Genomic DNA, 11,616 nt, shown 5'->3' on the forward strand with positions numbered 1-11,616 from the left:
GCCTGGGCGCGTCAAGCAAGGACGCCGATGCCCTCAGACGCCGTGGCGCAGCATGCGCTTGAGCTGGATGCCGGCGGCCCAGGCCGCGCCGAAGTACACGATGGCCGAGGCCGCCAAGGCCAGCGCCATGCCGCCCATGCGCAGCCAGCCGTGGCCGACCTGTGTCCAGGGATAGGCGCGCGAGACCCAGATCAGGAAGATCGCCAGCACGGCGCTGGCCGCCACCACCTGCAACAGGTAGCGCGCCCATCCCGGCGAAGGCCGGTAGCTGCCGCGGCGCAGCAATCCGACCAGCAGCAGCGCCGCGTTCAGCGTGGCGCCCAGGCCGACCGACAGCGCCAGCCCGGCATGCTGCAGCATGGGCACCAGGGCGAAGTTCAGCAGCTGGGTGAAGACCAGCACCACGAGCGCGATCTTCACGGGCGTGCGCACGTCCTGGCGCGCGTAGAAGCCCGGCGCCAGCACCTTGATCGCCACCAGGCCGAAGAGGCCGGCGCCATAGCCCATCAGCGCCAGGCTGGTCTGGCGCACGTCTTCCTCGCCGAACAGGCCATGGTGGTAGATGGTGGCCACCAGCGGCACGGAAAAGGTCAGCAGCGCCACGGCGCTGGGCACGGCCATCAGCACCACGAGGCGCAGGCCCCAGTCCAGCATGGCGGAGTAGCGCGCGGTGTCTCCGGCCGCGTGCGCGCCGCTCAGTTGCGGCATCAGCACCACGCCCAGCGCCACGCCCAGCAGCGCGGTCGGGAACTCCATGAGCCGGTCGGCATAGCCCAGCCAGCTCACGCTGCCCGGCGCCAGGTGCGAGGCGATCTGGGTGTTGATCATGATGGACACATGGGCCACGCCCACGCCCAGCAGGGCCGGGCCCATGAGCCTGGCGATGCGCCGCGTGCCCGGGTCGGCCCAGGCGGCGCGCAGGCCCGCCAGGCCCAGGCGCACGCGTGGCAGCAGGCCCAGGCCGGCCAGCGCCGGCACCTGCGCGCCCAGTTGCAGCAAGCCGCCCAGCATCACGCCGCCGGCCATCGCGTAGATGGGCTCGACGCCGCGCGCGGCCAGCCAGGGTGCGCCCAGCCAGGCCGAACCCATCATGGCCAGGTTCAGCAGCACCGGCGTGACGGCCGGCACGGCGAAGCGCTTCCAGGTGTTCAGGATGCCCGAGGCCAGCGCCACCAGCGACATGCAGCCGATGTAGGGGAACATCCAGCGTGTCATGACCACGGCGGCGTCGAAGCCGGCGGCGTCCTGCTGCAGGCCGGCGGCCAGCGCCCAGACCATCAAGGGCGCGGCCAGCACGCCGGCCACGCAGACCAGCAGCAAGATGGCCGTCAGCACACTGGCCACGTGGTCGATCAGCTGCCGGGTGGCGGCCTCGCCGTCCTGCGCCTTGCTCGCCGCCAGCACCGGCACGAAGGCCTGGCTGAAGGCGCCCTCGCCGAACAGGCGCCGGAACAGGTTGGGGATGCGGAAGGCGACGTTGAAGGCATCGGTCATGGCGCTGGCGCCGAACAGCGATGCCATCAGCAGTTCGCGGCCCAGACCGGTGATGCGCGACGCCAGTGTCAGCAGCGAGACCGTGGAGGCGGATTTGAGGAGACTCACCGCAGCGAGTGTAGCCAGCGGCCAGGGCCGTTCCAGGTGCGCCAGCCGGATCTTGACGCCGCTGTTATACTGGCGGGCTTTGCTGGCAACATCCTCAAGCCTTTAAGGAACACATACCATGGCAACCAAGCCGAAGAAGAAGAACCCGCGCCTGGCGTCGGGCCGCAAGCGCGTCCGCCAGGACATCAAGATCAACGCCGCGAACACCTCGCTGCGTTCCAAGTACCGCACCTTCATCAAGAACGTCGAGAAGGCCGTGGCCGCCGGCGACAAGGAGAAGGCCACCGAACTGTTCGGCAAGATGCAATCCGTGGTCGACACCGTCGCCGACAAGGGCATCTTCCACAAGAACAAGGCCGCGCGCGACAAGAGCCGCCTGGCCGCCAAGGTCAAGGCCCTGGCCACTGCTCCGGCCGCAGCCTAAACCAGCCAACCCGCCCGGGTTGCATCCGCAACCCGCCGTTTGACCGGGTGCGCTGCCAGCAAAGAAAAAGAGAAACCGCCTTCGGGCGGTTTTTTTCTTGGGCGGATGAAACGGAAGAGGTGTCAGCGCTTGGGCGGCTCGGGCACCAGGCAGGCCTCGGCCACCTGCAGCTCGTTGTCGCGCGCGAAGTTCATCGCGAAGTCCCAGGCCATCACGTCGTAATCGCGCAGGTCGCGGTGCACGATCACGCACTTGATGCCGTTCACCGTGGTCGGCACGCACCACGGCGAGTAGCCCAGGTGGCTGCCCGGCTGCGGCCCGCCCGGCCGGAACTGGCTCAGCACACCGGCCAGCCGCTCGGCCCAGTCGCTGGGGCGAAAGGTGCGTCCGTCGCGGGTGATGCCCTGGATGAAGACTTCCTTGGACGGGGGCGGGGTCATCTGGTGGGGTCGATGGGGAAAGAGGCGCTGGGACGCTGCATTGTGTGCAGGACTTCTCGCAAGAACGGTGCCGTTCTCTTGCTGCGGTGCACCAGAGTTTATCCGAGGCGCCTGTCTCTGCCCTGCCGTCCGCCGCATAGCTGTGATGCGGATTTGTCAAAAAAGCGAGCAATCGCTGCGCCTAGAATCGCCGTTCAGCGGGCCCAGGCAACTGCCGAGAGGCGCCGGTCTTGCTGAATCCCCCGTGTTTCGCACCGTTGTACTGGAGAGATCAGCACCATGACCGCCGCCGCAGAGCCCACCTCCCCCCACGTCATGAACACCTACGGCCGCGTGCCGATCGCGCTGTCGCATGGCCAGGGCGTGCGTGTGTGGGACACCAACGGCAAGCAGTACCTCGACGCGCTGGGCGGCATCGCGGTCAACACGCTGGGCCACAACCATCCCAAGCTGGTGCCGGCGCTGCAGGACCAGCTGACCAAAATCATCCACAGCTCCAACTACTACCACGTGCCCGGCCAGGAGAAGCTGGCGGCCAAGCTGACCGAGCTGGCCGGCATGACCAACGCCTTCTTCTGCTGCACGGGCCTGGAGGCCAACGAGGCCGCCATCAAGCTGGCGCGCAAGTTCGGCCACGACAAGGGCATCGACAAGCCCGAGATCGTCGTCTACGAGAAGGCCTTCCACGGCCGCAGCATCGCCACGCTGTCCGCCACCGGGAACACCAAGGTGCAGCAGGGCTTCGGCCCGCTGGTCGAGGGCTTCATCCGCGTGCCGCTCAACGACATCGCCGCGCTGAAGGCCAAGACCGAAGGCAACCCCAACGTGGTGGCCGTGTTCTTCGAGACCATTCAGGGCGAGGGCGGCGTGAATCCCATGCGCGCCGAGTACCTGCAGCAGGTGCGCAAGCTTTGCGACGAGCGCGACTGGCTGCTCATGATCGACGAGGTGCAGTGCGGGATGGGCCGCACCGGCAAGTGGTTCGCGCACCAGTGGGCCGGCATCGTGCCCGACGTGATGCCGCTGGCCAAGGGCCTGGGCTCGGGCGTGCCGATCGGTGCCGTCGTCGCCGGTCCCAAGGCCGCCGGCATCTTCGGCCCCGGCAACCACGGCACCACCTTCGGCGGCAACCCCCTGGCCATGCGCGCGGGCATCGAGACCATCCGCATCATGGAAGAAGAGGGCCTGCTGGAGAACGCCGCCCAGGTGGGCGCGCACCTCAAGCAATCGCTGGCGCAGGCCTTCGAGGGCATGGCCCAGGTCAAGGACATCCGCGGCCAGGGCCTCATGATCGGCGTGGAGCTGGACCGCCCCTGCGGCGTGCTCACTGCGCGCGCGGCCGAACGTGGTCTCCTGCTCAGCGTGACGGCCGATTCGGTCATCCGCATGGTGCCCTCGCTGATCCTGACCAAGGCCGATGCCGACGAGATCGTCGCCATCCTCGCGCCGCTGGTCAAAGAGTTCCTGGCCGAGCCGGTGGCAGCATGAGCATCAAGCACTACCTGCAGTTCAGCGACTTCACGGCCGACGAGTACGCCTACCTGTTCGCGCGCGCCGCGCTGATCAAGCGCAAGTTCAAGGCCTACGAGAAGCACCACCCGCTGGCCGACCGCACGCTGGCCATGATCTTCGAGAAGGCCAGCACGCGCACGCGCGTGAGCTTCGAGGCCGGCATGTACCAGCTCGGCGGCAGCGTCGTGCACCTGACCACGGGCGACAGCCAGCTGGGCCGGGCCGAGCCCATCGAAGACAGTGCCAAGGTCATCAGCCGCATGGTCGACCTGGTCATGATCCGCACCTTCGGCCAGGACAAGATCGAGCGCTTCGCCGCGCATTCGCGCGTGCCCGTCATCAACGGCCTGACCAACGAGTTCCATCCCTGCCAGATCCTGGCCGACATCTTCACCTTCATCGAGCACCGCGGCTCGATCCAAGGGAAAACGGTGGCCTGGGTCGGCGACGGCAACAACATGGCCAACACCTGGCTGCAGGCCGCCGAGATCCTGGACTTCAAGGTCCATGTCAGCACGCCCAGCGGCTACGAGATCGACCAGTCCGTCGCCGGCCTGCGCTCGGCCGACAGCTACCAGGTGTTCAAGGACCCGATGGACGCCTGCCGCGGCGCCGACCTCGTGACCACCGACGTCTGGACCAGCATGGGCTACGAGGCCGAGAACGAGGCCCGCCGCAAGGCCTTTGCCGACTGGTGCGTGGACGAGGACATGATGAAGGTCGCCAGGCCCGATGCGCTGTTCATGCACTGCCTGCCCGCGCATCGCGGCGAGGAGGTGCAGGCCGAGGTCATCGACGGGCCGCAGTCCGTGGTCTGGGACGAGGCCGAGAACCGCATGCACGTGCAAAAGGCGCTCATGGAGTATTTGCTGCTGGGGCGCATCGCCTGATTCCTGCGATGCAGCTGATGCGGCACTACCTGCCGCAGTTCCAGTTCGCCGAGGAGCACAGCCGCCATGTGCCGGCCCCGCCGGCACGCGTGCTCGACGTCGCGGCGCGGCCCGAGGTCGTCGACGACCCCGTGGCCCGCGGCCTCATCGCGCTGCGCGAACTGCCGAGCCGCATGGGGGCGCGCTTGGGCATGGCTTCGGCGCTGCGCATGCGCCCGGCCTTCAGCCTCGCCGACTTCACACCATTGGGCCGCGACGGCGACCGCGAACTCGCGTTCGGCTTGGCCGGCCGCTTCTGGCAGGCCGACTACGGTCTGGTGGCGCTACCGGATGCGCAGGCCTTCGCCGCGCTCGATGCCAAGGGCATCGCCAAGCTGGTGCTGCAATTCACGGCCGAACCCGAGGGCGCCGGCACCCGGCTGACCACGCGCACGCGCATCTACTGCGGCGACGCGGCCGCGCAGCGCCGCTTCAGGGCCTATTGGCTGCTGATCCGGCCTGCCAGCGGGTTGATCCGCCACCGGCTACTGCGCCGCGTGCACCACGCCGCGCTGGCGGGCTCGGTATCGCGCTGCTAGAACAGCCACGCCCCCAACTGGTAATAGTCGAAGCCGCTGCTGCGCCCGCCCAGGCAGCCGGCCAAGAAGTCCTCGGTCTTGCGGTACAGGGCCAGGTTGTTGTTCCACTTCTGGTTGCCGTGGCCATCGCCCCGGAAGGTGAGGTACTCGACCGGTTTGCCGGCCGCGCGCAGTGCGGCCACCATGCGCTCGGACTGGTCCAGCTTGACGCGCGCATCGTTCACGCCATGCATGACCAGGACCGGGCCCCGGGCCTGCTGCGCGCGGTACAGCGGCGACTTCTCGCGCATGCGCGCGAGGTCGTCGGCCTTGGCGGGGTCGCCCACGAAGCGGTGCCACCAGGGGCGGCCCAGCTCCCAGTAGGGCGGCGCATCCTTGAGCAGGCTGGCCAGGTCGCTCATGCCCACCACGTCGACGGCGCAGGCGAACACCTCGGGCGTGAAGGTCGCTCCCACCAGTGCGGCATAGCCGCCGTAGCTGGCGCCGTAGATCGCCACGCGCGCCGGGTCGGCGACGCCTGAAGCCACGGCCCAGCGCACGCCGTCGACCAGGTCGTCGTGCATGCGGCCGGCGAACTCGCCGATGGCCTTTTCCATGAAGGCCCGGCCGTAGCCGCTGGAGCCGCGGTAGTTGAGTTGCAGCACCGCGTAGCCGCGGTTGGCCAGGAACTGCTGCAGCGCGCGGTTGGTCGCGCCGCTGCCCCAGCGGTCCCGGATCCAGGGGCCGCCGTGCACGAGCAGCACCATGGGCAGGCCGCGCGGCTGCACGCCGGGCGGCAGCGTGAGGTAGCCGTGCAGCGCCAGCCCATCGCGGCTGGTGACGGTGATCGGCCGGGTGCTGGCCAGCTCCGCCGCGACCATGCTGAGGCTGTTCTCGCCGAGCAGCTGCGCCGGCCGGTCGCCGCGCAGCAGATGGCTGCGGCTGCCGCGGTCCGTGGTCACGACCGCCACCAACACCGTCTCGCTGTCGTCCATGCTGGCGATCTGCACGTCGGCCGGCCCGTCGCCGGCCAGGACGTCCAGCCGGCGGGCCAGGCCGTCGTCGAGCACGCGGCGCGCCGGGTAGCCGGGCATGGAATGGATGACCAGGGGCTGCTGCGTCCTGCGGCTCAGGACCACGCTGTCCAGGTCCACCGCGGGGTCCGCATGCACCAGCTCCTCGGCCCCGCTGTCCAGGTCGAAGCGCACCAGGGCCAGCTTGTCGCGGCCGCGGTTGGACAGCGCCCAGGCCCGGCGGCCGTCCTCCTGCAGGCCGAACAGCACCACCGTCTCCCAGCGGCTCCACTGCGCCAGGTCGCGCCAGCGACCGTCGGCCTGCGGCCCTTGCAGCCGGCTGTCCGCCCCGTCCAGTGCGACGCGGGCGAGCACGCGGCCCTGGCGGTCCACGCCCCACCAGGCCACGTTGCCCGGATTGGTCTGCAGCAGCTGGCGTGCGCCGCTGCGCGCGTCGATGCGGTACAGGTCGAAGACCTTCTTGTCGCGCAGATTGGAACTGACCACGAAGGCCGCCGTGCCGTCTACCGGCATCACGATGTGCGAACCGGTGCGCGCGAACGGCGTGAGGTCCACGGCCCGGTCCAGACCGTGCGCGGCGTCGGCTATCTGCTCGTGCCATGAAGCGTCTGTCCGCCTGGCTGGCCGAGCCGACGCTGGTGCGGCGCAGCACCTGGTCGGTGCTGCTGGCGTTCGTCGTGGTCTGGGCCGCGCTGCTGGCCTACGAGTACGCGCTCAACCGGCAGGCCCTGGCGACCGGGCCGAGCCTGCAGAAATTCGGCCATGCACTGCTCGGCGCCCTGGCCGAGATCGACGATGCCGCCCAGGCCCGCGCCGCGCTGGCAGCCACCGCCCGCTGGGTCAACGAGCGGCGTCCGCAGGACCAGCGCTTCACCGGCCGCTACCGCTTCGCGCTGGCCGACCAGGACGGCCAGACGGTCTTTGCCTCGCCGGGCTTCACTGCCGATGCCGCACAGCCCGCGCACCCGGTCTCGTACGCCGAGATCGACGGCCGGCAGCACCGCATCTTCAAGGCCGGCGCCGGCCGCTGGACGCTGCGCGTCGCCGAGCCCCAGCGCATGCCCGCCGACTTCCTGGCCTACAACGCGCTGCACTATGGCGGGCCCGGCTGCACGGTGCAGGTCACGCTGTCGGCCGGGCCGGCGCAGGGCTGGTCGCTGTGCGTGCAGGACGACGGGCCCGGCATCGCGCCCCCCGAGCGGGCTCGCGTGTTCGACCGCTTCTTCCGCGGTGCCGGACAGTCAGCCAGCGGCTCGGGCCTGGGCCTGGCCATCGTGCGCCAGGCCGCGCTGCGCCTTGGCGGCAGCGTGGCCATCGCCCCCGGCCTGGCCGGGCGAGGCGTCGGCCTGCAGCTGCGCGTGCCGGCGCAAACCTAGAATTGCGCGCCGCGGTGTGCCCGGCGCCGCCCGTCCCATGTCCGATTCCCACGCCATCACGCCCGCGCTGCGGCGCTCCATCCTGCTGCTGTCCCTGTCGAATTTTTCGAGCATGTCGGTGCAGCGCATCTGCGATGCCATGCTGCCCGCGCTGGCGCAGGAGTTCTCCGTCTCGCTGGCGCAGGCCGCGCAGGTGGTCTCGTTCTTCGCCATCGCCTACGGCGTGGCCCTGCTGTTCTACGGTCCGCTCGGTGACCGCTTCGGCAAGTTCAAGCTGATCGCGCTGTGCACGCTGGCCTGCAGCGTGGGCAGCGTGGTGTCGGCGCTGGCGCCGGACCTGGCCACGCTGGTGCTGGGCCGCGTGCTCGTGGCCGTGGCTGCCGCGGCGATGATCCCGATGGCGCTGGCCTGGGTCGGCGATGCGGTCGGCTACGAGAAGCGCCAGGAGACGCTGGCGCTGCTGGGCCTGGGCTCCACGCTGGGCCTCGTCAGCGGCCAGCTGCTGGGCGGCCTGTTCACCGACTGGTTCGGCTGGCGCTGGGCGTTCTGGTTCCTGACCGCGCTGTTCGGCGTGGTCGGCACGCTGCAGTGGCGCGACTGGCGCGCGCAGCAAGAGCGTCCGCACCACATGGCCGGGCTGGCCGGCGCGGCCGGCCAGCCGCAGGGCTTCGCCGCCCAGCTGCACAGCCTGTGGCGGCGCCCGCATGCACGGGCCGTGCTGCTGGTTTCGCTGCTGCAGGGCGCGCTGGCCTTCGGTGCGATGGCGATCTGGGCCTCGCACCTGCATGCGCACCTGGGGCTGTCGCTGGCCGCCTCGGGCGCCAGCGTGGCGCTGGCCGGCGTGGGCGGCGTGCTGTACATGCTGACCGCGCGCCAGTTGATCCCGCGGCTGGGCGAGCGCGGCCTGGTGCTGACGGGGGCCACGCTGCTCGCACTGGGCGCCTGCGGCCTGGCCTTCGTGCCGCACCCGGCGCTGGCGCCCGTGGCCACGCTGGTCGCGGGCTTCGGCCTCTTCATGCTGCACAACACGCTGCAGACCAATGCCACGCAGATGGCGCCCGAGGCGCGCGGTCTGGGCGTGGCCATGTTCTCCACCTTCCTGTTCATGGGCCAGTCCCTGGGCGTGGTGCTGGCCGCCGGGCTGGTGGGGCGCTGGGGCTCCACGGCCGTCGTGGCCGCGGCCGGTTGCGGGGTGCTGTGCATGGGCGTGTTCTTCGCCCGGGCGCTGCGCCGCCGCGATGCACTGCGCGGCGTCTGAAGCCATGGCCGAATCCGTCTCGCCCTGTCAGTCCTGCGGCGCCTGCTGCGCCAACTTCCGCGTCGACTTCTCGGTCTACGAGCTCGAGAGCGAAGGCGGCCGCGTGCCCGACGGCCTGACCGTGGAGGTCAACGGCAACACCGCACGCATGCGCGGCACCGACCATGTGCCGATCCGCTGCGCCGCGCTGACCGGCAAGCTCGGCCAGCACGTGGGCTGCGGCATCTACGAGTGGCGGCCCTCGCCCTGCCGCGAGTTTGAGGCCGGCAGCGACGCCTGCGACCGGGCGCGGGCGCGCCACGGCATGGCGCCGCTGGATTCCTGATCAGCCGCGCGCCAGCATGCGCGCGATGGCCTCCGGCAGCCCGGCGTTGGGCTTGAGCGGCGGCGGCGCGAAGCTGCCGCGCGTGGCCTTGCCAGGCGCCAGCGCGACCAGCGACTCGGCATGCCGCACGGCGCTGGACACACCATCGACCACAGGCACCGGCAACTGCCCGCGCAAGCTGCGCGCCAGGCCCGCCAGCGGTGCGCCGGCCAGCACGATCACGTCGGCACCGTCCTCGGCGACGGCGCGCTCGCACAGCGCCTTCAGGGCCAGTGCGTGGTCGGTCTGCACGCTGGCGATGCCGGCGAGCGGCTGGTCCAGCGCGCGGATGCTGGCGAGCCGGCCGATGAGGCCGTTGGCCTCCACCACCTCGCGGTACCAGGCGCTGATGCGCTGGGAGATCGCGACGATGGAAAAGCGCTGGCCCAGCAGGCAGGCGCTGGCCAGGGCCGACTCCGTGAGGCCCAGCACGGGCATGGGCAGCACCTCGCGCAGTCCGGCCAGGCCCGGGTCGCCGAAGGCGGCGACGATCACGGCGTCGTGGCCGGGTGCGTGCTCGGCCGCGACCTGGGCCGTGGCGTACGCGCCGATCAGCGCCTCGAAGCGCGTCTCGATGTAGGCCACGCCGAACGGCGCGGTCTGCATCGTCAGCGCGGTGGTGGCCGACGCGCTGCGGCGCGCCTCGGCCTCGATCAGCGCCGTGACGCTGGTGGAGATGTTGGGGTTGACGATCAGCAGGCGCATGGGCTCAGGCCTTGGGGCGTTGGGGCAGCAGGGAAGGCTTGCCGCAGGCGAGCAGCGCGCCCTGGCCAGGGCGCGCATGGAACTGCCCGTCCCACACCACCTCGCCGCGGCACAGCGTGATGCCGGGCCAGGCCTTGAGCCGCATGCCCTCGTAGGGCGTGTAGTCCACTTCGTGGTGCAGCTGTTCATTGCGCAGCACGAATTCGCGCTCGTCCCAGATGACGAGGTCGGCGTCCGCGCCGATCGCGATCGTGCCCTTGCGCGGGTGCAGACCGTAGGCCTTGGCCGGGCCCGTGGCGGTCAGTTCGACGAAGCGGTGCGGCGTCATGCGGCCCCCGAGCACCCCCTCGGACCACAGCAGCGCCATGCGCGTCTCCAGGCCCGGGATGCCGTTGGGGATGTGGCGGAAGGCCACCTCCTGGCGGTCCGGCTTCTTGCCCTCGGGCGCGTCGAACTTGAACGGCGCGTGGTCGGACGAGAACACCGTGAACAGCCCGTCGTTGAGACCGTCCCAGATCACCTGCTGGTTGGCGCGGTCGCGCGGCGGCGGGCTGCAGACGCACTTGGCGCCCTTGTAGCTGTCGTCGATGCCGAGGTCCTCGGCCGTCAGGAACAGGTACTGCGGGCAGGTCTCGGCGAAGATGTTGAGGCCATGCGCGCGCGCCCAGCGGATCTGCTCCACGGCCTCGCGGCCCGAGACGTGCACGATCAGGATGGGCACGTCGACGAGCTCGGCCAGCGCGATCGCGCGGTGCGTGGCCTCGCGCTCCACGAGCATGGGCCGGGCATGCGCATGGAAGCGCGGCGCCGTGCGGCCCGCGGCCTCCAGCCGGCGCGTGAGCCACTCGATGCAGTCGGCATTCTCGGCATGGACCATGGCCAGCGCGCCGTGCTGGCGCGCCACGTCCAGCACGTCCAGGATCTGGCCGTCGTCGAGCTTCATGTCGTCGTAGGTCATGTAGATCTTGAACGAGGTGAAGCCCTCCTTGATGAGCGAAGGCAGTTCTTCCTGCAGCACGGTGGGCGTGGGGTCGCTCACGATCAGGTGGAAGGCGTAGTCGACGTGCGCCTTGCCCGCGGCGCGCGCGCGGTAGTCCTCCACCGCGGCGCGCAGCGACTGGCCCTTTTGCTGTGCCGCGAACGGGATCACCGTGGTGGTGCCGCCGCAGGCGGCCGAGCGCGTGCCGGTGTCGAAGTCGTCGGCCGTGCGCGTGGGCGGCGGCATGGGCTGGTCCAGGTGGCAATGCGCATCGACGCCGCCGGGCGTCACCGTGCGGCCGGCCGCGTCGATCTCCTGCTTGCCCGCAGGCAGGGCGACGCCCAGCTGGGCGATGCGGCCGGCGCGGATGCCGATGTCGCAGTCGAAGCTGTCGGAGGCGGTGACGGCCCGCGCGTTGCGGATCACGAGGTCGAAGTCGGACATGGTGGTGTGGTGTGTGGGAATGGGGGTGGTC

The 11,616-nt window shown here is 70.6% G+C and carries 12 protein-coding genes; 7 read left to right on the forward strand and 5 right to left on the reverse strand.

Translation table 11 applies throughout. The features are described 5' to 3' along the window. Positions 1–33 precede the first annotated feature (33 nt). Positions 34–1,602: a murein biosynthesis integral membrane protein MurJ gene (murJ, locus tag IE209_RS01655; protein WP_189685286.1), complete on the reverse strand. Its 1,569-nt coding sequence runs from the start codon at positions 1,600–1,602 to the stop codon at positions 34–36. Positions 1,603–1,720: 118 nt separating this feature from the next. On the opposite strand from murJ, the gene rpsT reads away from it, so the two are divergent. Continuing rightward, complete coding sequence (rpsT, locus tag IE209_RS01660; RefSeq protein ID WP_189685287.1) at positions 1,721–2,026, forward strand: 30S ribosomal protein S20; 306 nt, start codon at positions 1,721–1,723, stop codon at positions 2,024–2,026. Positions 2,027–2,148: 122 nt separating this feature from the next. Here rpsT and IE209_RS01665 read toward each other — a convergent pair whose 3' ends face one another. Further along, positions 2,149–2,466 carry a DUF3579 domain-containing protein gene (locus IE209_RS01665; RefSeq protein WP_145545015.1) on the reverse strand — a complete coding sequence of 106 codons (318 nt, stop codon included), beginning with the start codon at positions 2,464–2,466 and terminating at the stop codon, positions 2,149–2,151. Between the two features lie 279 nt (positions 2,467–2,745). On the opposite strand from IE209_RS01665, the gene IE209_RS01670 reads away from it, so the two are divergent. Genes IE209_RS01670 through IE209_RS01680 form a run of 3 tightly spaced genes read left to right on the forward strand, consistent with a single transcriptional unit; the run spans position 2,746 to position 5,446 of the window. Then, a complete protein-coding gene (locus tag IE209_RS01670) occupies positions 2,746–3,954 on the forward strand; it encodes an aspartate aminotransferase family protein (RefSeq protein WP_189685288.1) in 1,209 nt (402 codons plus the stop codon). Next, entirely contained in the window at positions 3,951–4,868 is a 918-nt protein-coding gene (gene argF, locus IE209_RS01675) for an ornithine carbamoyltransferase (protein ID WP_189685289.1), read from the forward strand. The genes IE209_RS01670 and argF overlap by 4 nt, the downstream gene beginning before the upstream one ends. Before the next feature lie 8 nt (positions 4,869–4,876). After that, the gene (locus IE209_RS01680) at positions 4,877–5,446 is read left to right on the forward strand and encodes a hypothetical protein (protein ID WP_189685290.1); all 570 of its coding nucleotides are present in this window, start codon (positions 4,877–4,879) and stop codon (positions 5,444–5,446) included. Here IE209_RS01680 and IE209_RS01685 read toward each other — a convergent pair. Beyond that, entirely contained in the window at positions 5,443–7,014 is a 1,572-nt protein-coding gene (locus tag IE209_RS01685; protein ID WP_189685291.1) for an alpha/beta hydrolase family protein, read from the reverse strand. The genes IE209_RS01680 and IE209_RS01685 overlap by 4 nt on opposite strands. Positions 7,015–7,058: 44 nt before the next feature. Here IE209_RS01685 and IE209_RS01690 point away from each other — a divergent pair, with 44 nt between their 5' ends. From IE209_RS01690 to IE209_RS01700, 3 genes are read left to right on the forward strand one after another with little or no spacing between them, the layout of a single operon-like run. Further along, positions 7,059–7,835 carry a sensor histidine kinase gene (locus tag IE209_RS01690; protein ID WP_189685292.1) on the forward strand — a complete coding sequence of 259 codons (777 nt, stop codon included), beginning with the start codon at positions 7,059–7,061 and terminating at the stop codon, positions 7,833–7,835. 16 nt (positions 7,836–7,851) lie between these two features. After that, on the forward strand, positions 7,852–9,093 hold the full coding sequence (locus IE209_RS01695) for an MFS transporter (protein WP_189685293.1): 1,242 nt from the start codon (positions 7,852–7,854) through the stop codon (positions 9,091–9,093). Positions 9,094–9,097: 4 nt separating this feature from the next. Continuing rightward, positions 9,098–9,418: a YkgJ family cysteine cluster protein gene (locus tag IE209_RS01700; protein ID WP_189685294.1), complete on the forward strand. Its 321-nt coding sequence runs from the start codon at positions 9,098–9,100 to the stop codon at positions 9,416–9,418. On the opposite strand, the gene IE209_RS01705 is transcribed toward IE209_RS01700, so the two are convergent. Together IE209_RS01705 and hydA are read right to left on the reverse strand one after the other, a co-directional pair. After that, positions 9,419–10,162 (reverse strand): aspartate/glutamate racemase family protein, encoded by a 744-nt coding sequence (locus IE209_RS01705; protein ID WP_189685295.1) that lies wholly within the window; start codon positions 10,160–10,162, stop codon positions 9,419–9,421. Positions 10,163–10,166: 4 nt separating this feature from the next. Beyond that, positions 10,167–11,585: a dihydropyrimidinase gene (gene hydA, locus IE209_RS01710; protein WP_189685296.1), complete on the reverse strand. Its 1,419-nt coding sequence runs from the start codon at positions 11,583–11,585 to the stop codon at positions 10,167–10,169. Between the last annotated feature and the right edge of the window lie 31 nt (positions 11,586–11,616).

It is taken from the genome of Pseudorhodoferax aquiterrae (assembly GCF_014652235.1).
GTDB lineage: Bacteria > Pseudomonadota > Gammaproteobacteria > Burkholderiales > Burkholderiaceae_C > Pseudorhodoferax > Pseudorhodoferax aquiterrae.

Coding starts and splice junctions, on each gene's coding strand:
- IE209_RS01700 (WP_189685294.1), top strand. CDS start 9,098: ATGGCCGAATCCGTCTCGCCCTGTCAGTCCTGCGGCGCCTGCTGCGCC.
- IE209_RS01705 (WP_189685295.1), bottom strand. CDS start 10,162: ATGCGCCTGCTGATCGTCAACCCCAACATCTCCACCAGCGTCACGGCG.
- argF (WP_189685289.1), top strand. CDS start 3,951: ATGAGCATCAAGCACTACCTGCAGTTCAGCGACTTCACGGCCGACGAG.
- IE209_RS01680 (WP_189685290.1), top strand. CDS start 4,877: ATGCAGCTGATGCGGCACTACCTGCCGCAGTTCCAGTTCGCCGAGGAG.
- hydA (WP_189685296.1), bottom strand. CDS start 11,585: ATGTCCGACTTCGACCTCGTGATCCGCAACGCGCGGGCCGTCACCGCC.
- IE209_RS01665 (WP_145545015.1), bottom strand. CDS start 2,466: ATGACCCCGCCCCCGTCCAAGGAAGTCTTCATCCAGGGCATCACCCGC.
- IE209_RS01690 (WP_189685292.1), top strand. CDS start 7,059: ATGAAGCGTCTGTCCGCCTGGCTGGCCGAGCCGACGCTGGTGCGGCGC.
- IE209_RS01670 (WP_189685288.1), top strand. CDS start 2,746: ATGACCGCCGCCGCAGAGCCCACCTCCCCCCACGTCATGAACACCTAC.
- rpsT (WP_189685287.1), top strand. CDS start 1,721: ATGGCAACCAAGCCGAAGAAGAAGAACCCGCGCCTGGCGTCGGGCCGC.